The sequence below is a fragment of the Citrobacter sp. EC_71 genome, assembly GCF_019584005.1.
Classification (GTDB): Bacteria; Pseudomonadota; Gammaproteobacteria; order Enterobacterales; family Enterobacteriaceae; genus Citrobacter; species Citrobacter werkmanii.
In genome coordinates, this window is sequence record NZ_VDAY01000004.1 from 26,471 (window position 1) to 50,756 (window position 24,286).

The following is a 24,286-nucleotide window of genomic DNA, read 5'->3' on the forward strand; positions in this document are numbered from 1 at the left end:
CCGCTATCGTTTCGATCGCTGAATGGGTACTATGACGACCTTTCTATAAGGAGCTCATTATGTCCCAAACACTGAATGCCGATCAGGAACTGCTCTCGGACGTTGTTGCCTGTCAGTTAGTAATCAAACAAATTCTGGATGTCATTGATGTTATCGCCCCGGTAGAAGTTCGGGAGAAAATGTCCAGCCAGCTGAAAAGCATCGACTTTTCCAGTCACCCTGCGGGGGCCGATCCGGTAACTATGCGCGCAATCCAAAAAGCGGTTGCCTTGATCGAGTTGAAATTCACGCCGCAGAATGAGTCTCACTAAAATAAACCGTTGTTTCAGGTTTTAGAAAGGTTTTTTTGCGTCTCTGAGAATGAGAGGCGCGAGCGTAGAGATCATTGAGCGCTCGCCGGATAAGATGCGTGGCATGACTATCCGGCGAGCGTTATGAAAATTGAAGATTAGTGATGTTGGTAGTTTACGACGTTCAGCAGATGCTTATCGGTTTGCGCCATGCACAGCCCCGCGCGTTTCGCGCTGCGAACTTCATCAAGAATGGTTTGTAACAGCACGCCATCCTGTTGCTGTTCTTTTTCCAGATCGTGGAGAAAGTCAACGGTTGGCTCATCGTTCAATGCTTCTGCTTCATTGGTTAAGCGTGATAGCTTACTCGAACGCTGTTGGTACTCATCCAGTGTTTTCTGAAACAGTTCTTCCAGGGAAGTCAGTTCATCACCCGGAACATCGATGGCCTTGACGATGGGGTTAGCCCCGGCGCTTTTCATAAAATTAAACATACGCATCATTTGAGTCACGTTACCCTGCGCCTGGGTGCGTAGAAACGTTGCGGTGCCTGTCAGGCTATGTTCGTAGCACCATTCGCTAAGGTGCAGGTAAAGATTCGATGCGTAGAACTCAAGATTCATTTGTGTGTTGAGTTTATGAACAATTCCAACAGCAGCCATATCAATATCCTTATTTCCAGAAAGGAGAGTGTACGTTACTAACGTCAGTGCAACGGGCTGCCGCCGCACTTCACATCTACGTACAATTAAAACTGTTAGCAGAATAAATCCGTTCCGCCGGTCCTTTAGTGATCACGAATTATATTCGCTTCCGATCGAGAATCAGCATAGCGCGTGACCAGGAATAAGAAAATCCTTAAATCTGCGTATTTATGTTTTTTTACATATTGTTATAGCAATATTCTTAATGCAGGTATTTCTTAATATAGGATTGGTGAATGTAATTCTTTGATATCTATGGGGTTAAATCTTAATCTCATTTATGAAATGATGTTTCATATCACAAAATAAAATTTAGCGTTCGGTTATCGTCTTGTCTTTGGTGATTTTCGAAGCACTCTGGTTGTAGAAACTTCACGGCTGGCGAGGTAATTGAAAGTTACCAGATGGCTAATTTTTTGCGCCAGATCATTTTTGCCGAAATTAATAACTTTAATGGCCTGTACGATTCAGCATTGATTGTTTGGCTCTATGTGGATAAAGCGAGGTATTACAAATGAAAAAGGTTGCGGTGCTGCTGGCGCCCGGTTTTGAAGAGGCGGAAGCGATAGTTACTATTGATATTCTGCGTCGCCTGAATATCGAAGTCGAAACACTGGCCTGCGCTGAGTCACGTGCGGTGGTGAGCTATCATGACGTGCCGATGGTGACCGATAGCACGTTGGCCGCGCGTCAGGCGCATCTCTACGATGCCATCGTGTTGCCTGGCGGGCCGCAGGGCAGCGTTAATCTTGCCGCCAGTGAGGCAGTCATCCAGTTTGTCATCCGCCATGATGAGGCGGGAAAATTTATTTGTCCGGTGTGCTCTGCGGCCGCGCGCGTGCTGGGTGGCAACGGTCTGCTAAAGGGACGTCGCTACGTGTGCTCGGGAGATTTGTGGCAAAACGTCACGGATGGGGAATATATCGATGCGCCCGTTGTCGAGGATGGCAATCTTATTAGCGGCAAAGGATTAGGGCATATTTTTGATTTTGCGTTTACGCTTTCGGCGCGTCTGTTGGGAGATGATATTCCGGTTCGCGATCACGCCGACCACATTTATTACCCATGGTAAACATTGTTCTCCCGAATGCTTGAGCATTCGGGGACAAGGATTTGCTGACTGATGTTATGGACTAATCTGCTATTTCTCTTTTTCTTCTTCGTCAAAATCGCGTTTTTTTATGTCATTTCTCGCTGAATTTATGTACGCAATTACTGTAATTCTGTGGTGTGATGCCGCTCTCTTATGGAGAATCAATTTCCCGCTAAAAATACTCCCAGCACTGGCATTGATCTTATCAATAAAAGGTAATGCCTTGTTTTACGTCCGAATTACAAAAAATCGTCTGATTTTACCCTACATAAAAGAACGTTAAAGCTGGAGTTGACCATGCACAAATTCACTAAAGCGCTGGCTGCCATCGGCCTGGCTGCCATTATGTCACAATCCGCTATCGCTGAGTCCATGAAGCTCGGTTTCCTTGTCAAACAACCGGAAGAACCGTGGTTCCAGACAGAATGGAAATTTGCCGATAAGGCCGGTAAAGACCTTGGTTTTGAGGTGATTAAAATCGCCGTCCCGGATGGTGAGAAAACCCTTAACGCGATTGACAGCCTGGCTGCCAGTGGCGCGAAAGGGTTTGTGATTTGTACGCCGGATCCCAAACTCGGGCCTGCCATTATGGCGAAGGCGCGCGGCTACGATATGAAAGTCATTGCCGTCGATGACCAGTTTGCCAACGCGAAAGGAAAACCGATGGACACCGTGCCGCTGGTCATGATGGCGGCAACAAAAATTGGTGAACGCCAGGGCCAGGAACTGTACAAGGAGATGCAAAAGCGCGGTTGGGATGTGAAATCTACCGCGGTAATGGCCATTACTGCGAACGAACTGGATACCGCGCGTCGCCGTACTTCGGGTTCAATGGAAGCGCTTAAAGCTGCAGGCTTCCCGGAAAAACAGATCTACCAGGTCCCAACCAAATCGAATGATATCCCCGGCGCATTCGACGCCGCCAACTCCATGCTTGTTCAGCATCCTGAAGTTAAACACTGGCTGATTGTTGGCATGAACGATAACACCGTACTGGGCGGCGTGCGTGCGACCGAAGGGCAAGGCTTTAAAGCGCCAAACGTGATTGGTATCGGTATTAACGGCGTTGATGCGGTGAGTGAACTGTCCAAAGGGGAAGCGACCGGGTTCTACGGTTCACTGCTGCCAAGCCCGGACGTTCACGGCTATAAATCAAGCCAAATGCTCTACAACTGGGTGACGAAAGGTGCAGAGCCACCGGCGTTTACTGAAGTGACGGATGTGGTGCTGATTACCCGCGATAACTTCAAAGAAGAACTGGCGAAGAAAGGTTTAGGCGGTAAGTAACATAAATGCCGGATGCGTCGCCAAAGCGTCTGATCCGGCCTACGAATTACGTACTCAGTAGGCCGGATAAGGCAAAGCCGCCATCCGGTATAAAGATCTGAATCACGGAGACGTTATGCAACAGTCTACCCCGTATCTCTCATTTCGCGGCATTGGCAAAACGTTCCCCGGCGTTAAAGCGCTTACGGATATCAGTTTCGATTGCTATGCCGGTCAGGTGCATGCGCTGATGGGCGAAAATGGCGCCGGAAAATCAACACTCTTAAAAATTCTCAGCGGTAACTATGCGCCAACGACGGGATCTCTGGCGATCCGCGGTCAAGAAGTTTCGTTTGCGGATACCACAGCCGCGTTGAACGCCGGTGTCGCCATTATTTACCAGGAACTGCATCTTGTCCCGGAAATGACCGTTGCCGAAAATATCTATTTAGGGCAACTGCCGCATAAAGGCGGCATTGTGAACCGCTCGCTGTTGAACTATGAAGCGGGGCTACAGCTTAAGCATCTGGGCATGGATATTGATCCCGATACGCCATTGAAATACCTCTCCATTGGTCAATGGCAGATGGTGGAGATTGCAAAAGCGTTGGCGCGTAACGCCAAAATTATCGCTTTTGATGAACCGACCAGTTCCCTGTCGGCACGCGAGATTGAGAATCTGTTTCGCGTTATCCGTGAGCTGCGCAACGAAGGGCGCATCATTCTGTATGTCTCGCACCGTATGGAAGAGATTTTTGCCCTTAGCGATGCCATTACCGTATTTAAAGATGGGCATTACGTTAAAACGTTTACGGACATGCAGCAGGTTGATCACGACGCGCTGGTGCAGGCGATGGTGGGGCGTGACCTGGGTGATATTTATGGCTGGAAATCCAGGCCTTATGGCGCAGAGCGTCTGCGTTTGCATGAGGTCAAAGCCCCCGGCGTGCGGACGCCGATCAGTTTATCAGTGCGTAGCGGTGAAATCGTCGGACTGTTTGGGTTGGTGGGCGCCGGACGTAGCGAATTAATGAAAGGATTGTTTGGCGGCACGCGTATCACCGCAGGCCAGGTGTTTATTGATGAACAGCCAATTGATATCCGCAAACCGAGCCACGCCATTGAAGCAGGGATGATGCTGTGTCCGGAGGATCGCAAAGCCGAAGGGATTATTCCGGTTCATTCGGTGCGTAACAACATCAATATTAGCGCGCGTCGTAAACATGTCTTGGGCGGATGCGTGATCAATAACGGCTGGGAAGAAACCAATGCCGATCACCATATTCGTTCGCTCAACATCAAAACACCGGGGGCGGAGCAACTGATCATGAACCTCTCTGGCGGTAATCAACAGAAGGCTATTCTTGGCCGGTGGTTATCGGAAGAGATGAAAGTGATTTTGCTGGATGAACCTACCCGCGGCATTGATGTGGGCGCCAAGCATGAAATTTATAACGTGATTTATGCCCTCGCGGCGCGCGGTGTGGCCGTGCTGTTTGCTTCCAGTGACCTGCCAGAAGTTCTCGGTGTCGCCGATCGTATCGTGGTGATGAGGGAAGGCGAGATTGCCGGTGAGTTACTTCATGAACAGGCGGATGAACGCCAGGCGTTGAGCCTTGCCATGCCTAAAGTCAGCCAGGCTGTGGCCTGAATAAGGAGAGTATGATGTCTTCCGTTACTACATCGGGTTCAGGTGCTGCGAAGTCGGCACTAAATCTTGGCCGCATTTGGGATCAATACGGGATGCTGGTGGTGTTCGCCGTGCTGTTCCTGGTGTGTGCCATCTTCGTGCCAAACTTTGCCTCCTTCATCAACATGAAGGGGCTGGGGCTGGCGGTATCTATGTCGGGTATGGTCGCATGTGGAATGCTCTTTTGCCTGGCATCCGGTGACTTTGACCTGTCCGTCGCGTCGGTCATTGCCTGTGCTGGGGTCACTACGGCCGTGGTCATCAACATGACCGAAAGCTTGTGGATTGGCGTCGCTGCCGGGCTGTTGCTGGGGATTTTATGCGGTCTGGTTAATGGGTTTGTGATTGCACGGTTAAAAATCAACGCCCTGATCACCACTCTGGCGACGATGCAGATTGTCCGCGGTCTGGCCTACATTATCTCTGACGGCAAGGCGGTCGGGATCGAAGATGAGCGATTCTTCACCCTTGGCTATGCTAACTGGTTTGGGCTGCCGGCACCTATCTGGATAACGATCGTGTGTTTCATCGTATTTGGCTTACTGCTGAATAAAACCACGTTTGGTCGTAACACGCTGGCTATTGGTGGGAATGAGGAGGCTGCGCGCCTGGCCGGGGTTCCGGTTGTTCGCACCAAGATTATTATCTTTATTCTTTCCGGTCTGGTGTCCGCAATTGCGGGAATTATCCTCGCATCGCGTATGACCAGCGGCCAGCCAATGACCTCAATTGGTTATGAGCTGATCGTGATTTCTGCATGTGTTTTAGGGGGCGTATCGCTGAAAGGTGGCATCGGAAAAATCTCATATGTGGTCGCTGGGGTGTTGATTCTGGGGACGGTTGAGAACGCGATGAACCTGCTGAACATCTCTCCATTTGCGCAGTACGTCGTACGTGGTCTCATCCTGCTGGCGGCGGTAATCTTCGACCGTTACAAGCAAAAAGCGGAGCGCACCATTTGATGATTTAAGCCCCAACTTTTCAGTCTAGCTTCTGCTAATCGCCAGCCGCTACCCGGCTGGCGATTGTTTTTCCAAATGGCGAGCATGGTCACACTGTCTATACTTATATCCGTCATACATCATCTATACGGCGCGATCCGCGCGGCGTACAAACCATGATGAGGAGGATAACCGGGTGACAGCATCACTGACATTACCCCCTGAACAATCTGCAAACTGTGCTTATTTTTTTGATCTCGATGGGACTCTGGCTGAGATCAAGCCCTATCCTGACCAGGTCGTTGTCCCTAAGACAATCCTGCAATTATTACATCAGTTGGCGACGCGTAACGCGGGTGCGCTGGCATTGATTTCAGGGCGCTCGATGGCTGAGCTTGACGGCCTCACCACTCCCTTTCGTTTTCCGCTCGCCGGAGTGCATGGGGCAGAACGCCGTGACATCAATGGTCAAACCCATATAGTACGCCTGGCCGCAGGTATTGAACGTGAAGCCGGCGCGTTGTTACAGACGGCGCTGTCGAAGCTGCCTGGCACGACGCTGGAAGCAAAAGGTATGGCTTTCGCGCTGCACTATCGTCAGGCGCCAGAGCATGAAGCGGCGCTGATAACGCTGGCTGAATGCATCACGCATACATGGCCGCAGCTTGCATTGCAGCATGGAAAATGTGTCGTTGAAATAAAACCTAAAGGCACGAATAAAGGCGACGCGATTGCTGCATTTATGCAGGAAGCGCCTTTTGCCGGACGGATCCCCGTATTTTTCGGTGATGATCTAACGGATGAAACAGGTTTCGAGGTAGTTAACCGCGCAGGCGGTATTTCAGTGAAGGTGGGGAGCGGGGCGACGCAGGCGACATGGCGTCTGGATGGCGTCAGGGATGTCTGGCGTTGGCTGGAGCAAATTAACTCTTCGCAGCAACAATCGAATACAACAAACAACAGAAGAGGTGACTATGGGTCGTTTAGTCGTAGTATCTAATCGTATCGCCTCGCCAGATGACAAAGGGAGCGCAGGTGGGCTCGCGGTCGGTGTGTTGGGCGCATTAAAAACTGCTGGTGGACTGTGGTTTGGCTGGAGTGGTGATACCGGTAATGAAGATAAACCGTTAAAAAAAGTCACTCGTGGCAATATTACCTGGGCCTCGTTTAATTTGAGCGAGCAGGATTACGAAGAGTATTACTGCCAGTTTTCGAATGCCGTTTTATGGCCTGCATTCCACTATCGGTTGGATTTAGTTCAGTTTCAGCGCCCGGCCTGGGAAGGGTATCAGCGGGTTAATGCTTTGCTGGTAGATAAGCTACTGCCGCTACTGAGCGAAGATGACATTATTTGGGTTCATGATTACCACCTGTTACCGTTTGCCTATGAGTTGCGTAAACGCGGAGTGAATAATCGCATCGGTTTTTTCCTGCATATCCCTTTCCCGACGCCGGAAATTTTTAACGCGCTACCTCCACATCAGGCCCTGCTTGAGCAGATGTGTGATTTTGATTTACTGGGTTTCCAGACCGAAAACGATCGCCAGGCTTTTCTGGATTGTCTGGCAGTCCAGACTCAGGTCAGTACCCGGAGCGATAAGCACCACAAAGCATGGGATAAAGCGTTTCGCACAGAAGTGTATCCCATCGGCATTGAGCCGGAGGAAATCGCACGCCAGGCTTCTGGTCCTTTGCCGCCGAAAATGGCGCAGTTAAAGGATGAGCTTAAAAATGTGAAGAATATATTCTCTGTTGAGCGTTTGGATTACTCAAAGGGCTTGCCAGAGCGCTTCCAGGCCTATGAGGCGCTGCTGGAGCATTACCCGCAGCACCATGGCAAAATTCGCTATACGCAGATAGCGCCAACCTCGCGCGGAGAAGTGCAGGCCTACCAGGACATTCGCCACCAACTGGAGACAGAGGCTGGGCGGATTAACGGTAAATATGGGCAGTTGGGCTGGACGCCGCTTTACTATCTGAACCAGTATTTTGACCGCAAATTGCTGATGAAAATATTCCGCTATTCGGACGTAGGGTTGGTAACGCCGTTGCGCGATGGTATGAACCTGGTGGCGAAAGAGTATGTGGCTGCACAGGATCCTGCCAACCCTGGCGTTCTGGTGTTATCGCAATTTGCCGGGGCAGCAAATGAGCTAACTTCTGCGCTTATCGTGAATCCTTATGATCGGGATGAAGTGGCTGGCGCTCTAAACCAGGCGCTGACAATGTCGCTTGCTGAACGTGTCTCTCGTCATGCTGAAATGCTCGAGACTATTGTTAAAAACGATATCGACAACTGGCAGGCGAGATTTATATGCGATCTAAGAAAAGTTACGTCGCGCCAGAGCAAACGCCAGTTGTCAGACAATGTGACTCCCTGTTCGAAACTGGCGTGAAGACCTGAAGGCGGTATTAATCTCCAGCCAGAGGAACCAGCAGAACATCCACCAGGCTGGCACCGACCACGCTTTTTGCTGAGCACGAAGCGCGCGAAAAGAAGCTCTGGTTATGGTTGCCGTAAATGACCAGATCGACTGCGTGTTTACGGCAAACGTCGAGAATATGTTCATTCAGTGCCCCATAGGTAATAAAAGTATGTTCGATGGGGTACTGCGCTTCTTTGCTGAGTTTATCGATAAAATCCTGGGTCTCCTCTTGCATTAGTTCACGCAGATCTTCCAGCATGGGGGCGGCAAACTGGTTATACATTTCAGGGTCTGAGACCAATGTGATCAGGCTAATACGAGCGTTGACAGGGCGAGCGATAGAAACTGCCTTGGCTAACAACTGCTGGCTTTCAGGGGTGGCGGCAACCGCCACCAGAATGTGCGCATAGCTCATAACTCGCTCCTTTTTTTCAAGAATTATGAGAGAACTTTTCTGCTTTACTCAGCTTACTCCATACTGCAACGTTTCCTCTTCATATAGTGTGAATGCCATCATGATTATTCATTAATTATTCTTATAAATAGAATAATTGCTTCACATCGTTTGCAAATACGTTCAGCGAACTTAAGTAAAACTCGTCGCTAATGAAAACAATGTGTTAATAAAAAACAAACAAATATTAACATTTGGCGAGTTATCACCACGCGGTATTAATTAATCGCCCTTAATATTTAAGTTATTGTTTATAAACAATTTAATTGAAAAGGTGTTTTGCATGAAATATGTGATCCAGCTCGCTATTTCATGGTGTGATATTAACGTTTGTGAACAAAATACTATTCGCTTTTATTGCAAGAATATTCGTTAGCCAGGAATTGAAAAGATGAAACTTGGTTTAAAAAATAAGCAAAATAAAAGCTACGCTGATGGATTTATGTTAAGTGTTTAGTTGATTTATGTGATCTGTGTCACATATTCTTTAAATTCGCAGCACGGTTCCGTTGTATGTGTAACTGGCGGCGGGTAGAGTTGCGTCGAATTAGGAAAAATCTTAGACAATTGTAAGAATTGATGTGAGCTTGTAAGAAGTGCGCATTCTTCAAAAGGGCTGGTTTACACAACGTGTATGTGTCATCACGCTGCTATGTATTTGACCTTTTGCTTTTTTTTACCGGGGCTTCCCGGCGACATCACGGGGTGCGGTTTTACCGCATGAAAATAATGTTGGTTATTATGGATGCAAATAATGCATACATCCGAGTTGCTGAAACACATTTATGACATCAATTTGTCATATTTATTGCTTGCACAGCGTTTGATCGTTCAGGACAAAGCATCTGCGATGTTTCGCCTTGGTATCAGCGAAGAGATGGCGGACACGTTGGCAACATTAACACTTCCTCAAATGGTCAAACTGGCTGAAACAAACCAACTGGTGTGTCATTTCCGTTTCGACGATCACCAGACTGTTACTCGCCTGACGCAAGACTCCCGCGTTGACGATCTCCAGCAAATTCATACCGGCATCATGCTTTCTACGCGACTGTTAAGCGACATCGATGATGCAGCGCGCAAGAAAAGGGCTTGATGATGAGCGAAAAAAGCATTGTTCAGGAAGCGCGTGATATCCAGTTGGCAATGGAATTAATCACATTGGGCGCCCGTTTGCAAATGCTGGAAAGCGAAACGCAATTAAGCCGTGGTCGACTTATCAAGCTGTACAAAGAATTACGCGGCAGTCCTCCGCCAAAAGGGATGCTTCCTTTCTCCACCGATTGGTTTATGACGTGGGAACAAAATATCCATGCTTCGATGTTTTGCAATGCCTGGCAATTTTTGCTCAAAACAGGGTTGTGTAGCGGTGTGGATGCGGTAATTAAAGCGTATCGTTTATATCTTGAGCAGTGTCCGCAGCCGGAAGAAGGCCCCCTGCTGGCGTTAACTCGCGCATGGACGCTGGTTCGTTTTGTCGACAGCGGATTGCTGGAATTGTCCACATGCAACTGCTGCGGCGGGAACTTTATCACTCACGCACATCAACCCGCAGGCAGCTTTGCCTGCAGTTTATGCCAGCCGCCATCACGGGCCGTAAAAAGACGTAAACTTTCTCAGAATGCTGCCGATATTATTCCACAACTGCTGGATGAACAGATCGAACAGGCTGTTTAACTGATACGGTGTGGATAAACACTCCAGCAGCGGTAAGCGATTACCGCTGCTTTTTTTTGTCCTGACCTCAAGTTAACTACCCGACTGCGCATCCTGTCATAGTCAATTGCGAAAGGATGATGTCGTGCTTATCTTATTAGGTTACCTGGTTGTTATTGGTACAGTTTTCGGCGGCTACATGATGACCGGCGGACACCTTGGGGCACTCTATCAACCGGCTGAGCTGGTGATTATCGGTGGCGCGGGTATTGGGGCGTTCATCGTCGGCAATAACGGAAAAGCCATCAAAGGGACGATGAAAGCGATCCCGATGCTTTTTCGCCGTTCGAAATACACCAAAGCGATGTATATGGATCTGCTGGCACTGCTCTATCGCCTGATGGCTAAGTCACGTCAGCAGGGCATGTTCTCTCTCGAACGTGATATCGAAAACCCTAAAGAGAGTGAAATCTTCGCCAGCTATCCACGCATTCTTGCGGATGCCGTGATGCTTGATTTTATTGTCGATTATCTGCGTCTGATCATCAGCGGCAACATGAATACGTTTGAAATTGAAGCGCTGATGGACGAAGAAATTGAGACTCATGAGAGCGAAGCCGAAGTGCCGGCTAATAGTCTGGCGATGGTTGGCGACTCGCTACCGGCCTTCGGGATCGTGGCGGCGGTTATGGGCGTTGTCCACGCGCTGGCTTCTGCCGATCGTCCGGCGGCTGAGCTGGGTTCGCTGATTGCGCATGCGATGGTGGGGACATTCCTCGGTATTTTACTGGCCTATGGTTTTATTTCTCCACTTGCCAGCGTCCTGCGTCAGAAAAGTGCTGAAACAACCAAGATGATGCAGTGTGTGAAGATCACGCTGCTCTCCAACCTGAATGGTTACGCCCCGCCGATTGCCGTCGAATTTGGTCGTAAAACATTGTATTCCAGCGAACGTCCTTCGTTTATCGAACTGGAAGAGCATGTTCGTGCGGTGAGAAATCCAGCGGCGCAGCAGACGACCGAGGACGCATGAAAAATCAGGCCCATCCCATTATCGTCGTAAAGCGGCGCAAACATAAAGGTCACGGTGGTGGGGCGCATGGTTCGTGGAAAATCGCCTACGCCGATTTTATGACCGCGATGATGGCCTTCTTTCTGGTGATGTGGCTCATTTCCATCTCCAGCCCTAAAGAATTGATCCAGATTGCCGAATATTTCCGTACCCCACTGGCTACCGCGGTGACTGGTGGTAATCGCATTTCGAATAGCGAAAGTCCCATTCCAGGTGGAGGTGATGATTATACCCAGCAGCAGGGAGAGGTGCACAAGCAGCCGAATATTGATGATTTGAGAAAACGCATGGAGCAAAGTCGTTTAAGCAAACTTCGCGGCGATCTCGATCAACTGATTGAATCGGACCCCAAACTGCGTGCGCTGCGTCCGCATTTGAAAATTGATTTAGTTCAGGAAGGGCTGCGGATCCAGATTATCGACAGTCAGAACCGACCAATGTTTAAGACCGGCAGCGCTGAAGTTGAACCGTATATGCGCGATATCCTGCGGGCTATTGCGCCGGTGCTCAACGGCATCCCTAACCGAATTAGTCTTTCTGGGCATACGGATGATTACCCTTACGCCAACGGTGAGAAAGGGTACAGCAACTGGGAACTGTCTGCCGATCGCGCTAATGCGTCGCGTCGCGAGCTGGTTAGCGGCGGTCTGGATGATGGAAAAGTATTACGGGTGGTAGGCATGGCCGCCACGATGCGTCTGAGCGATCGCGGTCCTGAGGACGCCATCAACCGCCGTATTAGCCTGCTGGTTCTCAATAAGCAGGCAGAAGAGGCCATTTTGCATGAAAACGCTGAAAGCCAGAATGAGCCGGTAAGTGTCTTACAACAGCCAGCGGAACTTCCGCCGGTAAGCGTTCCCACATCGCCACCAGCCAATCCGAGGTGATAGCGTGAGCATGGATATTAGCGATTTTTATCAGACTTTTTTTGATGAAGCCGACGAACTGTTGGCCGACATGGAGCAACACCTGCTCGATTTGGTTCCTGAAGCCCCGGATTCCGAACAGCTGAATGCCATTTTTCGTGCCGCGCACTCGATAAAAGGCGGCGCGGGCACCTTCGGTTTTACCATTTTGCAGGAAACGACCCATCTGATGGAAAACCTGCTGGATGAAGCGCGGCGTGGCGAGATGCAGCTTAATGCCGACATTATCAACCTGTTTTTGGAAACGAAAGATATTATGCAGGAACAGCTCGACGCCTATAAAAACTCAGAAGAGCCGGATGCCGCCAGCTTTGAGTACATTTGTAATGCGTTACGACAGTTAGCGCTTGAAGCAAAAGGTGAAACCTCACCCGCGCTCGTCAATACCGCAAAGCTGAGCGTTGTTGACAGCGCGGCGATACAGGAAGAAGCCGTTGCCAATCCCGCTGCGGCCAGCGAAGAGAGCAAGAAACGCATTATTCTCTCGCGTCTGAAATCCAGTGAAGTCGATCTGCTGGAAGAGGAACTGGGGAATCTGGCGACCTTAACCGATGTAGTGAAAGGGAGCGACACGTTGTCAGCAACGCTGGATGGCAACCTCGCGGAAGATGACATCATTGCGGTGCTCTGCTTCGTAATTGAAGCTGACCAGATTGAATTCGAAACCGTCAGCGCAGCGCCCGTGGCTGTTGATACAAAAGCGGAAAGTGAAGCGGTAGCCGCGGTTGCGACGCCGCAGCCGGTTGCCGTTGTGCCTGCGGCTAAAGCCGCCGCCAGTGAAGCGCCACACGCCCGCGCAGAGCGTGACAAACCAGCCCGCGCCAGTGAATCGACCAGTATCCGCGTAGCGGTTGAGAAGGTTGATCAGCTCATTAACCTGGTCGGTGAGCTGGTGATTACCCAGTCAATGCTGGCCCAGCGTTCTAATGAACTGGATCCTGTTAATCACGGCGATCTGATCACCAGTATGGGTCAGTTACAACGTAACGCCCGCGATTTGCAAGAGTCGGTGATGTCGATTCGTATGATGCCGATGGAGTACGTGTTCAGCCGTTTCCCACGCCTGGTCCGCGACCTGGCCGGTAAATTGGGTAAACAGGTTGAGCTGACGCAGGTGGGGAGTTCAACAGAACTCGATAAAAGCCTGATTGAACGCATCATCGATCCATTGACGCATCTGGTGCGTAACAGCCTGGACCACGGTATTGAACTGCCGGAAAAACGTCTCGAAGCCGGGAAAAGCCCCATTGGCAATCTGACGCTTTCCGCCGAACACCAGGGTGGGAATATTTGTATTGAAGTGACCGATGATGGCGCTGGTCTGAACCGCGAACGAATCCTCGCCAAAGCGATCTCCCAGGGGATGCCGATCCACGAAAATATGAGCGATGACGAAGTCGGTATGCTGATTTTCGCTCCGGGCTTCTCAACGGCCGAGCAGGTGACGGATGTCTCTGGTCGCGGTGTGGGTATGGATGTGGTGAAACGAAATATTCAGGAGATGGGCGGCCATGTTGAGATCCAATCGAAGCAAGGACAGGGAACGACCATCCGAATTTTGCTGCCGCTGACGCTGGCGATCCTTGACGGGATGTCCGTACGCGTGGCGGACGAAGTCTTTATTCTGCCGCTGAATGCCGTTATGGAGTCACTGCAACCGCGCGAAGAAGATCTCCATCCGCTGGCCGGAGGAGAGCGCGTTCTGGAAGTGCGTGGCGAATATTTGCCGCTGGTTGAGTTGTGGAAAGTCTTCGAAGTTGAAGGCGCAAAAACCGAAGCAACGCAGGGCATCGTGGTGATTTTACAAAGCGCAGGTCGTCGCTATGCGCTGCTTGTCGATCAGTTAATTGGCCAACACCAGGTGGTGGTCAAAAACCTGGAAAGCAACTACCGCAAAGTGCCAGGTATTTCTGCTGCAACGATTCTCGGCGACGGTAGCGTCGCGTTGATTGTTGATGTGTCTGCATTGCAGGGGTTAAACCGCGAACAACGTGTGGCGATCACAGCCGCCTGATTGAGTAAGAAAGGGAATAATATGACCGGTATGAGTAATGTAACTAAACTGGCCGGCGAACCGTCAGGTCAGGAATTCCTCGTGTTCACGCTGGGGGATGAAGAGTACGGTATCGATATCCTGAAAGTGCAGGAAATCCGTGGTTACGATCAGGTAACCCGCATTGCTAACACGCCAGCGTTCATCAAAGGCGTCACGAACCTGCGCGGTGTGATTGTGCCGATTGTTGATCTGCGCGTGAAGTTTAGCCAGAGCGATGTCGATTACAACGAAAACACCGTGGTGATTGTGCTGAATCTGGGACAACGAGTGGTTGGGATTGTGGTGGATGGCGTATCTGACGTGCTGTCGCTGACAACCGATCAAATCCGACCGGCACCGGAATTCGCGGTTACGCTGTCAACGGAATATCTGACGGGACTGGGCGCGCTGGGAGACCGGATGCTGATTCTGGTCAACATTGAGAAACTGCTGAACAGCGAAGAGATGGCGTTGTTAGATATTGCCGCCGCTCATATGGCATAAACAAGTAAACATATTATCCGGCCTACAATAATTGCTGTTGTAGGCCGGATAAGCGTAGCGCATCCGGCAACTTTCCTTCTTACGCTTTCCGCTCAACCAGCTCCGGTTCTTCTTCCAGTAAACCTTCATCCTGTGCCAGCATCGCCGTTGCAATCCCGTTACCCAATACGTTGATCGCTGAACGACCCATATCGAGGAAATGGTCGATACCCATCAGTAGCAAAATTCCTGCAACCGGAATATTAAAGCTTGGAATGGTTGCCGCCAGCACTACCAGCGCAGAACGCGGCACACCGGCAATCCCTTTGGACGCCAGCATCAGGGTCAACATTAGGACGGTGATTTCTGCAAAGGAGAGATGGATATTGTAGGCCTGTGCGATAAACATAGAAGCAAATGAGCAGTAGACCATGGAACCCACCAGGTTAAACGAATAACCGATAGGCAGTACAAATGACACGATATTGGGTGAGCAACCAAATTTGGTTAATTGCTCCAGCGTTTTCGGATAAGCGGCTTCGGAACTGCTGGTGGTGAAGGCGACCAAAACCGGGTCTTTCAGCATGCTGACCAGGCGGAACACCTCTTTTTTCAGCATCACATAACCCACGGCCAGCAGGACCAGACAGGTCAGCAAAATGGCCACATAATAACCACCAATGAACGACGCATAGTTGAGCAGGATCCCCAGGCCCTGGGTAGAGATAACGGAGGAAATGGCGGCAAAAATAGCCAGCGGCGCAACATACATCACGTAACCGGTTACCTTCAACATAATGTGGGAGACGACATCCAGCGCGGCAACCAGCGGGGCGTTAAATTTTTCGCCGAGCGATGCTCCACCAATACCGAAGAACATCGAGAACACGACGATTTGCAGGATCTCATTGTTGGCCATCGCCTCAGCGATGCTGGTGGGAATGGTATGCGTCAGAAAACCTTTCAGGCTCATACCGCCTACGGCCAGGCCGGTATCGGTGGCTTCCAGCGGGATCGCCAGGTTCAGTCCGCTGCCGGGTTGTTCGAGGGAGACCACAAACAGACCGACCAGAATAGACAGAATAGAAGAGCTGATAAACCAGATCATCGCTTTGCCGCCCACGCGCCCGATGGTTGAGGTTTCGCCCAGGCGCATAATACCCACGGTCAGGGTGCTGAAGACTAAAGGCGCAATCACCATCTTAATCAGGCGTAAAAAGATGTCAGTGAGAAGCGTAATATTATCAGCCCAGGCGGTAACAATGCCGGGGGAGGCATAAGAGTGGATGACTGCACCCGACAGGATCCCCGCCAGCATGAAGATCACAATAAACAACGTGAGTTTGTTTGCATTTGCCACTAAAAAGCCCTCAGTAAGGATTTAACATTTATTGTTCGGTTACTCATTTTTTATACTTATTAAGTGGTAACTAAATATTCATCATATAAATTGAATTAAAGCGTAAGCGGATACAACTTTTTTTAATTTTTTATTCATTTTGTTGTGGTATTTACAAGGTCAATATGTGATCTCTGTCACGATAAAATGCATGATTGTTCTCATCTGGCCACAAGAACAGGCAGAAATAAATGTTATCTATATGATAATTATGGTGTTTTTATGTAAAAGGCTTGTAGTGGCCGTTCAACTGCTGTTCAGTGGTTCTGCCTGACTTTATTTCCTTCCTGTATTTCCCTTTCGCAAACGTAAAGTTATCTCAGCGAGTGCCGATAACGTTGATAACTCGTTTTCAGGAAGGTGCCTTATGTTTAACCGTATCCGCGTTGTCACAATGCTGATGATGGTGCTGGGGGTTTTCGCACTGCTACAGCTTGTTTCCGGTGGTCTGTTGTTTTCTTCATTGCAGCAGAATCAGCAAAGTTTTGTTATTTCTAACGATCTTCGACAGCAGCAAAGCGAACTCACCTCGACATGGGATCTGATGCTGCAGACACGAATTAATTTAAGCCGTTCTTCCGCGCGTATGATGATGGATGCGTCCAATCAGCAAAGCAGTGCGAAAAACGATCTGCTGAAGAATGCGAAAGCATCGCTGGCGCAGGCAGAAACGCATTACGCAAAATTTAAAAACATCACGCCGTTGCCGGAGATGGCAGAAGCCAGCGGCAGTGTCGATGAGAAGTATCAGCAGTACCATGCGGCCTTATCAGAACTGGTCCAGTTTCTGGAAAACGGCAATATGGACGCCTATTTCGCGCAACCCACTCAGGGAATGCAAAACGCGCTCGGCGAGGCGTTGGGTAAGTATGCCAGCGTTAGCGAGAAGCTTTACGTTCAGGCATTCGATCAAAGCGCGCGTGATTACCACTTCGCTCAATGGCAGCTCGGTATTCTGGCCGTGGTGCTGGTGCTGATTCTGGTGGTGGTGTGGTATGGCATCCGTCATACCTTGCTCAACCCTCTGGCGCGCGTTATTGCTCATATCCGTGAGATCGCCAGCGGTAATTTAACCGCGACGCTGACGGTCCATGGACGTAACGAGATTGGTGAGCTGGCCAGTACGGTTGACCATATGCAACGTTCGCTGACGGAAACTGTCACCCTGGTACGTGAAGGCTCTGATGCGATTTATTCCGGTACCAGCGAAATTGCCAGTGGTAACACCGATCTTTCCTCCCGTACTGAGCAACAGGCGTCTGCGCTGGAAGAGACCGCAGCCAGCATGGAACAACTGACCGCAACCGTGAAGCAAAATGCGGATAACGCGCGTCAGGCTTCTCAATTGGCGAAAAGCGCCTCCGATACCGCACAGCATGGCGGCAAAGTGGTTGATAGCGTGGTGAACACCATGCATGAAATTGCCGATAGTTCGAAGAAAATTGCCGACATCATCAGCGTCATCGATGGCATTGCTTTCCAGACCAACATTCTCGCACTGAATGCGGCGGTTGAAGCTGCGCGTGCCGGTGAGCAGGGGCGTGGTTTTGCCGTAGTCGCAGGTGAAGTGCGTAATCTGGCGAGCCGTAGTGCGCAGGCGGCGAAAGAGATCAAAGCATTGATTGAAGACTCTGTTTCCCGAGTGGATACCGGTTCTGTACTGGTAGAGAGCGCCGGGGAAACCATGAATGACATTGTCAACGCGGTGACGCGGGTGACCGACATTATGGGGGAAATCGCCTCCGCTTCAGACGAGCAGAGCCGCGGGATAGATCAGGTTGCGCTTGCAGTATCTGAAATGGATCGTGTGACGCAACAGAACGCCTCGCTGGTTCAGGAATCGGCTGCCGCAGCGGCAGCGCTCGAAGAACAGGCCAGTCGCCTAACCCAGTCGGTGTCGATTTTCCGTCTCGCGTCACGCCCAGCGTCGGCTAAACCCCGTGATACACGGTTACCTGCGGCGGCGACTGTGACTGCATCATCTCCGCGCCAGAATATTGAACAAGATACGAATTGGGAAACATTTTGACTGGTAGTTAAACCGCGGCCTGCGCCGCCTGATGGGAGCGTTGATGTTTAATCGTATTCGAATTTCGACCACGCTGTTTTTGATTTTAATCCTCTGCGGTGTTTTGCAGATTGGCAGTAATGGCTTGTCCTTTTGGGCATTTCGGGACGGTTTTCAAAACCTGAATCAGGTCGAACGGAGTAACCAGCAACGCGCTGCGCTGGCCCAAACCCGTGCTGTGTTATTACAGGCCAGTACGGCCCTGAATAAGGCAGGAACGCTGACAGCCCTGAGCTATCCGCCAGAGGATATCAAAGCCTTGATGACGCTTGCGCGCGATAGCCTGGCGCAGTCCGAGTCAATGTTTAAACGCTTTATGGCGACGTCGGATACCACAGAACAAGGGAAGGCGCTGATTGGCGCGACGGAGAAAAGCTTTAGCCAATGGCATAGCGATCTGGTTCATCAGGCAACCTGGCTTGAGAACAACCAATTGTCGGATTTTCTGACCGCGCCGGTGCAGGCTTCGCAGGCTGCTTTTGATGCGAATGTTAATGCGTGGCAGAGCAACATCGACCGCGTGTTGCAAACAGCAGGGGATCTCAGCCAGCGAAATTATCATATGTCGGGGGTGATTTTCGCTGTCATGGTGGTACTGGCGGTGCTGTTAACCAGTGCGGCGTTGTACTGGTCGCGCAAGATGATTGTCCAGCCGCTGGCGATTATCGGCAGCCATTTCGACAGTATTGCCGCGGGTAACCTGGCACGGCCGGTAGCGGTTTATGGTCGCAATGAGATCTCGGCCATTTTTGCCAGCCTGAAGAAGATGCAGCAGGCGCTGCGTGAAACGGTGAGTGAAGTTCGCCAGGGTAGCTCAGCCATGCATAGCGGCATTTCAGAGATCGCGATGGGCAATAACGATTTGTCTTCACGAACTGAACAGCAGGCGGCTGCACTGGCGCAAACGGCCGCCAGTATGGAACAACTCACTGCTACCGTTGGGCAGAATGCGGATAACGCGCGCCAGGCTTCAGGAATTGCCAAAAGTGCGGCAGATACAGCGCATAAAGGTGGGGAGCAGACCTCGCGGGTCGCCAGTACGATGCATGAGATTTCCGCCAGCTCGCAGAAAATTGGCGACATTATCGGGGTGATTGACAGCATTGCCTTTCAGACCAATATCCTGGCGCTGAATGCCGCAGTAGAGGCTGCCCGTGCGGGGGAACAGGGGCGCGGTTTTGCCGTTGTTGCTGGAGAAGTGCGCAATCTGGCCAGCCGGAGCGCACAGGCAGCAAAGGAAATTAAGGGACTGATTGAGGAGTCTGTCACCCGGGTTCAGCAGGGATCGCAACTGGTGGATATGGCGGCGCGCACGATGACAGAAATTGTCAGCTCCGTTACCCGGGTGAACGACATCATGGGGGAGATTGCCTCGGCGTCCGATGAACAACGCAGAGGCATTGAACAGGTGGCGCAGGCCGTCAGCCAGATGGACTCCGTGACGCAGCAAAACGCCGGGCTGGTGGAAGAAGCCGCATCCGCCACCGGACAACTCGCCACGCAGGCCGATCATCTTTCTGCCTGTGTCGCATTTTTTAAGCTTGAAGAGCAAAACGTAGCAAAACAAGAGTTGGCGCAGCCGCAGGTTGTGCCCGTTGTATCCTGAATGTGATTGAGAAGGCGCTATGACATCATCTCTGCCCTCCGGGCAAACGTCATTATTGTTACAGATGACACAGCGCCTCGCGCTGTCTGACGCGCATTTTCGTCGGATATGTCAATTAATCTACCAGCGTGCGGGGATCGTACTGGCCGACCATAAACGGGACATGGTGTATAACCGCCTGGTCCGCCGTCTGCGAACCCTGGGACTGGATGACTTTGGTCGTTATCTCAGCATGCTGGAAGCTAACCAGAACAGTGCTGAGTGGCAGGCTTTTATTAACTCTCTGACCACCAACCTGACCGCGTTTTTTCGCGAAGGGCACCATTTTCCGGTGCTGTCAGATCATGCTCGTCGGCGTAGCGGTGAATACCGTGTCTGGAGTGCGGCAGCGTCAACCGGAGAAGAGCCGTACAGCATTGCCATTACGCTCGCCGATACCTTAGGTATGGCGCCGGGTCGCTGGCGTGTTTTTGCCAGCGACATTGATACCGAAGTGCTGGAAAAGGCCAGAAGCGGCATTTACCGTCTTGATGAGCTGAAGACGCTGTCACCACAACAGTTGCAGCGTTATTTCATGCGCGGCACCGGACCGCATGAAGGGCTGGTACGCGTCCGGCAGGAGCTGGCGGGGCATGTTGAATTTTCCAGCGTGAATTTACTGGATAAGCAGTACAACGTGCCAGGGCCCTTCGATGCCATATTTTGCCGTAATGTAATGATTTACTTCGATAAAACGACACAGCAGGACATTTTGCATCGTTTTGTTCCACTTCTTAAACCCGATGGGCTGCTGTTTGCAGGTCATTCAGAAAACTTTAGCAACCTCGTGCGCGAGTTTAGCCTGCGTGGACAGACCGTGTATGCGCATGCGCCAGGTAAGGATAAAGCATGAGTAAAATCAGGGTGTTGTCGGTTGATGATTCTGCATTGATGCGTCAAATCATGACCGAAATTATTAATAGCCACAGCGATATGGAAATGGTGGCGACGGCACCGGATCCATTGGTCGCCCGGGATTTAATCAAAAAATACAATCCCGACGTCCTGACGCTGGATGTGGAAATGCCGCGCATGGACGGACTCGACTTTCTTGAGAAGTTGATGCGTCTGCGTCCGATGCCGGTAGTCATGGTTTCTTCGCTGACCGGTAAAGGTTCAGAGGTCACGCTGCGGGCGCTGGAGTTGGGGGCAATTGATTTTGTCACCAAACCACAACTGGGGATCCGTGAAGGGATGCTGGCCTACAGCGAAATGATCGCGGAGAAGATCCGCACCGCATCGCGGGCAAAACTGGCGGCCCATAAGCCCATGGCTGCACCGACGACCTTGAAGGCAGGGCCGTTACTCAGTTCGGAAAAATTGCTGGTGATTGGCGCCTCAACCGGAGGAACAGAGGCAATTCGCCATGTACTCCAGCCATTGCCGCTTTCAAGCCCGGGTATTCTTATCACCCAGCATATGCCGCCAGGATTTACCCGCTCGTTCGCCGAACGTCTGAACAAACTGTGTCAGATCACGGTGAAAGAAGCAGAAGACGGGGAGCGTGTGCTTCCGGGGCATGCGTACATTGCGCCCGGTGACAAACATATGGAACTGGCGCGCAGCGGCGCGAACTACCAAATCAAAATTCATGACGGCCCGCCGGTTAACCGGCACCGGCCTTCAGTGGATGTGCTGTTCCATTCGGTGGCGAAACATGCGGGGCGTAATGCTGTGGGAGTGATCCTGACCGGCATGGGCAACGATGGCGCCGCCGGAATGTTAGCGATGAACCAGGCTGGCGCCTGGACCATTGCGCAAAATGAAGCAAGTTGTGTGGTGTTCGGCATGCCGCGCGAGGCCATCAATATGGGTGGCGTAAGCGAAGTGGTCGATCTTAGCCAGGTAAGCCAGCAAATGTTGGCGAAAATCAGTGCCGGACAGGCAATACGTATTTGAATCAGGAGTCTATTTTTTATGGCGGATAAAGAGCTTAAGTTTTTGGTTGTGGATGACTTTTCCACCATGCGTCGCATCGTGCGCAACCTGCTCAAAGAGCTGGGGTTCAACAATGTTGAAGAGGCGGAAGACGGCGTGGATGCGCTGAATAAGCTGCAGGCTGGGGGATTTGGTTTTGTCATTTCCGACTGGAACATGCCGAACATGGACGGCCTGGAACTGCTGAAAACCATTCGCGCAGATGGCGGAATGTCCTCCCTGCCGGTGCTGATGGTTACGGCAGAAGCGAAAAAAGAAAACATCATTGCGGCAGCGCAGGCAGGCGCCAGTGGTTATGTCGTGAAACCGTTTACGGCGGCAACGCTGGAAGAAAAACTCAATAAGATCTTTGAGAAACTGGGCATGTGAGGGTGTGATAATGATGATGCAACCACAAATTAAACCTGCTGACGAACACTCAGCAGGGGACATCATCGCGCGCATCGGCAGTTTGACCCGAATGCTGCGCGACAGCCTGCGCGAACTGGGGCTGGATCAGGCCATTGCCGAAGCGGCGGAAGCGATTCCCGATGCCCGCGATCGTCTCGATTACGTTGTGCAAATGACCGCGCAGGCGGCAGAGCGCGCGCTGAACAGCGTGGAAGCTTCGCAGCCGCACCAGGACGCGATGGAAAAAGGTGCCAAAGACCTGACCAAACGCTGGGATGAATGGTTCGAAAATCCGATCGAGCTGTCTGATGCCCGTGAACTGGTTACCGACACCCGTCAGTTCCTTGGTGACGTGCCTGGACATACCAGCTTTACTAATGCCCAGCTGCTGGACATCATGATGGCGCAGGATTTCCAGGACCTCACTGGTCAAGTCATCAAGCGCATGATGGATGTTATTCAGGAGATTGAACGTCAGTTGCTGATGGTTCTGCTGGAAAACATTCCGGAGCAGGGCGCTCGTCCAAAACGCGAAAACGAAAGCTTGCTGAACGGCCCGCAGGTTGACACCTCAAAAGCTGGCGTGGTGGCAAGTCAGGATCAGGTTGACGACCTGCTGGACAGCCTCGGTTTCTGATTGTTGCGTGGCTCCCCTCAGGTCGCTGTGTGGGTCTGAGGGGAAAAGTTTTCAGCGTAAATCCATTTTAACGGTCATGTTGCCTTCAAAGCTTCCTGGTTCCGGGCGGCTGGCGGTGGTAGAGACCGGCGCAGCCGTCATGTTAATTATGCCATTTCCCTTTTCATCCAGGGTGACCGGAAAGTCCACAGAACCATCCAGTATTACGTTCTGATTATTTGCATCAAACATTCTGATACCGAGATCGTTTCTGCCAATCAGTTTTGCGATGTAGGACTGGCTACCCTCTACCACGCCCTGATCGGCGGTCAACGTCAGCTTAATCTTGTCGCTGTTGCCGATGGCAGGGCCGTCACAATGGTAGGCGATATCGACATCTTTCAGCGTATAGCCTCTTGGCGGTTGACCCTGGCTAACAAACTGGCTACTGATAATACTCCCCATCTCAACCTCAATGGTGCTACCAGCGTTAATCGTACAACTGAGCGGGGCCGTGAGTTTGCCGCTAAGCCAGATATTGGACACCAGCTGTGCATCGGTGTTCTGGCAAGAACCGCTGCCTGTATATAAACAGGCATAGCTTTGCACGACCAACGTTGGGTTGATGATCTCTTCACCCAAAATCGGTTTTTTTATGTATAAATAAAAACGTATTACGCTCGGCTTGAACTTTCGTTTTATCGTTGCGCCTCCGGTCGGTCGCGTTTCATCGTTACAAACGTCAGCATTACCTTCAGTCTGTTTTTGCAATGCTTTTTCTCCGGGCATATTGGCCATTGGGGTGGGGTACTCGGTGATTCTGATTTCACTTAAGCCATCGCCATCGGGATTGTCGATAGCGTCATTAAATCCCGAAACCTTGATATCCAGATTCTCTGTTAAGACTCCGTATCCACTGACGCCTGCCGTCAGCGGGCTTCCGGCGAAATTGTATTCATTAATCGCTGATGCTGACGTGGTGTTGGCGGGACATGTGCAACTGGCTTCGAGCTCCGGCCCGGTGCCTGGCATGTAGCTCCGCGTTAAGTATGAATAATTTGTGATATTTTCCGTGCTGCTGAGTTCATGTTCATATGACACTGAATAGTCAACAGGTGCTCCAAAGCAATTCGTTAACAGTGCGATCGCCGCCTGGACTGAACCAGGTAATATAAATAGAGCAGAGGTCAATAC

Annotated in this window: 23 protein-coding genes; 19 read left to right on the forward strand and 4 right to left on the reverse strand. The window is 51.0% G+C overall.

Annotated features, from left to right (window positions below; all coding sequences use genetic code 11):
- Positions 1–59: 59 nt before the first annotated feature.
- Complete coding sequence (locus FHD02_RS05220) at positions 60–311, forward strand: DUF2766 family protein (RefSeq protein WP_005127709.1); 252 nt, start codon at positions 60–62, stop codon at positions 309–311.
- A gap of 137 nt (positions 312–448) precedes the next feature.
- Here FHD02_RS05220 and FHD02_RS05225 read toward each other — a convergent pair whose 3' ends face one another.
- Positions 449–952: a non-heme ferritin-like protein gene (locus FHD02_RS05225; RefSeq protein ID WP_038641501.1), complete on the reverse strand. Its 504-nt coding sequence runs from the start codon at positions 950–952 to the stop codon at positions 449–451.
- Between the two features lie 556 nt (positions 953–1,508).
- Between FHD02_RS05225 and FHD02_RS05230 the strand changes: the two genes are divergently transcribed.
- The 6 genes from FHD02_RS05230 (at position 1,509) to otsA (ending at position 8,380) form a co-directional block, all read left to right on the forward strand.
- Entirely contained in the window at positions 1,509–2,066 is a 558-nt protein-coding gene (locus tag FHD02_RS05230) for a DJ-1/PfpI family protein (RefSeq protein ID WP_220393661.1), read from the forward strand.
- 318 nt (positions 2,067–2,384) lie between these two features.
- Positions 2,385–3,374 (forward strand): arabinose ABC transporter substrate-binding protein, encoded by a 990-nt coding sequence (locus FHD02_RS05235; protein WP_042307751.1) that lies wholly within the window; start codon positions 2,385–2,387, stop codon positions 3,372–3,374.
- A gap of 115 nt (positions 3,375–3,489) precedes the next feature.
- A complete protein-coding gene (gene araG / locus FHD02_RS05240; protein ID WP_038641495.1) occupies positions 3,490–5,004 on the forward strand; it encodes an arabinose ABC transporter ATP-binding protein AraG in 1,515 nt (504 codons plus the stop codon).
- Between the two features lie 14 nt (positions 5,005–5,018).
- Entirely contained in the window at positions 5,019–6,005 is a 987-nt protein-coding gene (gene araH, locus FHD02_RS05245; protein WP_220393662.1) for an L-arabinose ABC transporter permease AraH, read from the forward strand.
- 175 nt (positions 6,006–6,180) lie between these two features.
- On the forward strand, positions 6,181–6,984 hold the full coding sequence (gene otsB / locus FHD02_RS05250; RefSeq protein WP_137348885.1) for a trehalose-phosphatase: 804 nt from the start codon (positions 6,181–6,183) through the stop codon (positions 6,982–6,984).
- Positions 6,959–8,380: an alpha,alpha-trehalose-phosphate synthase gene (otsA, locus tag FHD02_RS05255; protein ID WP_079223701.1), complete on the forward strand. Its 1,422-nt coding sequence runs from the start codon at positions 6,959–6,961 to the stop codon at positions 8,378–8,380. The genes otsB and otsA overlap by 26 nt, the downstream gene beginning before the upstream one ends.
- A 16-nt stretch (positions 8,381–8,396) precedes the next feature.
- Here the strand turns inward: otsA and uspC are convergent, their stop codons facing one another.
- On the reverse strand, positions 8,397–8,825 hold the full coding sequence (uspC, locus tag FHD02_RS05260; RefSeq protein ID WP_042307761.1) for a universal stress protein UspC: 429 nt from the start codon (positions 8,823–8,825) through the stop codon (positions 8,397–8,399).
- A gap of 793 nt (positions 8,826–9,618) precedes the next feature.
- On the opposite strand from uspC, the gene flhD reads away from it, so the two are divergent.
- The 6 genes from flhD (at position 9,619) to cheW (ending at position 15,057) form a co-directional block, all read left to right on the forward strand.
- The gene (flhD, locus tag FHD02_RS05265) at positions 9,619–9,960 is read left to right on the forward strand and encodes a flagellar transcriptional regulator FlhD (RefSeq protein ID WP_003034622.1); all 342 of its coding nucleotides are present in this window, start codon (positions 9,619–9,621) and stop codon (positions 9,958–9,960) included.
- 2 nt (positions 9,961–9,962) lie between these two features.
- On the forward strand, positions 9,963–10,541 hold the full coding sequence (gene flhC, locus FHD02_RS05270; protein ID WP_042307995.1) for a flagellar transcriptional regulator FlhC: 579 nt from the start codon (positions 9,963–9,965) through the stop codon (positions 10,539–10,541).
- 124 nt (positions 10,542–10,665) lie between these two features.
- Complete coding sequence (motA, locus tag FHD02_RS05275) at positions 10,666–11,553, forward strand: flagellar motor stator protein MotA (RefSeq protein WP_032939611.1); 888 nt, start codon at positions 10,666–10,668, stop codon at positions 11,551–11,553.
- Positions 11,550–12,479 (forward strand): flagellar motor protein MotB, encoded by a 930-nt coding sequence (gene motB / locus FHD02_RS05280; RefSeq protein ID WP_042307763.1) that lies wholly within the window; start codon positions 11,550–11,552, stop codon positions 12,477–12,479. The genes motA and motB overlap by 4 nt, the downstream gene beginning before the upstream one ends.
- A 4-nt stretch (positions 12,480–12,483) precedes the next feature.
- Positions 12,484–14,532, forward strand: coding sequence for a chemotaxis protein CheA (cheA, locus tag FHD02_RS05285; protein ID WP_137370950.1), 2,049 nt, complete (start codon positions 12,484–12,486; stop codon positions 14,530–14,532).
- 21 nt (positions 14,533–14,553) lie between these two features.
- Positions 14,554–15,057, forward strand: coding sequence for a chemotaxis protein CheW (gene cheW, locus FHD02_RS05290; protein WP_042307767.1), 504 nt, complete (start codon positions 14,554–14,556; stop codon positions 15,055–15,057).
- 79 nt (positions 15,058–15,136) lie between these two features.
- Here the strand turns inward: cheW and FHD02_RS05295 are convergent, their stop codons facing one another.
- Positions 15,137–16,396, reverse strand: a complete 1,260-nt coding sequence (locus FHD02_RS05295) for a dicarboxylate/amino acid:cation symporter (RefSeq protein ID WP_042307769.1) — start codon at positions 16,394–16,396, stop codon at positions 15,137–15,139.
- A gap of 406 nt (positions 16,397–16,802) precedes the next feature.
- Between FHD02_RS05295 and tar the strand changes: the two genes are divergently transcribed.
- The 6 genes from tar to cheZ are packed head-to-tail and all read left to right on the forward strand — an operon-like array spanning position 16,803 to position 23,113.
- A complete protein-coding gene (gene tar / locus FHD02_RS05300; protein ID WP_061381095.1) occupies positions 16,803–18,464 on the forward strand; it encodes a methyl-accepting chemotaxis protein II in 1,662 nt (553 codons plus the stop codon).
- 43 nt (positions 18,465–18,507) lie between these two features.
- The gene (tap, locus tag FHD02_RS05305; RefSeq protein WP_042307774.1) at positions 18,508–20,109 is read left to right on the forward strand and encodes a methyl-accepting chemotaxis protein IV; all 1,602 of its coding nucleotides are present in this window, start codon (positions 18,508–18,510) and stop codon (positions 20,107–20,109) included.
- Positions 20,110–20,128: 19 nt separating this feature from the next.
- Complete coding sequence (gene cheR, locus FHD02_RS05310) at positions 20,129–21,001, forward strand: protein-glutamate O-methyltransferase CheR (RefSeq protein WP_038641472.1); 873 nt, start codon at positions 20,129–20,131, stop codon at positions 20,999–21,001.
- On the forward strand, positions 20,998–22,047 hold the full coding sequence (locus FHD02_RS05315) for a chemotaxis response regulator protein-glutamate methylesterase (protein ID WP_038641470.1): 1,050 nt from the start codon (positions 20,998–21,000) through the stop codon (positions 22,045–22,047). The genes cheR and FHD02_RS05315 overlap by 4 nt, the downstream gene beginning before the upstream one ends.
- Before the next feature lie 18 nt (positions 22,048–22,065).
- Complete coding sequence (gene cheY, locus FHD02_RS05320) at positions 22,066–22,455, forward strand: chemotaxis response regulator CheY (RefSeq protein WP_042307777.1); 390 nt, start codon at positions 22,066–22,068, stop codon at positions 22,453–22,455.
- A gap of 13 nt (positions 22,456–22,468) precedes the next feature.
- A complete protein-coding gene (gene cheZ, locus FHD02_RS05325) occupies positions 22,469–23,113 on the forward strand; it encodes a protein phosphatase CheZ (protein ID WP_029139578.1) in 645 nt (214 codons plus the stop codon).
- Between the two features lie 51 nt (positions 23,114–23,164).
- On the opposite strand, the gene FHD02_RS05330 is transcribed toward cheZ, so the two are convergent.
- The gene (locus FHD02_RS05330) at positions 23,165–24,124 is read right to left on the reverse strand and encodes a fimbrial protein (RefSeq protein ID WP_249935529.1); all 960 of its coding nucleotides are present in this window, start codon (positions 24,122–24,124) and stop codon (positions 23,165–23,167) included.
- Positions 24,125–24,286 lie beyond the last annotated feature (162 nt).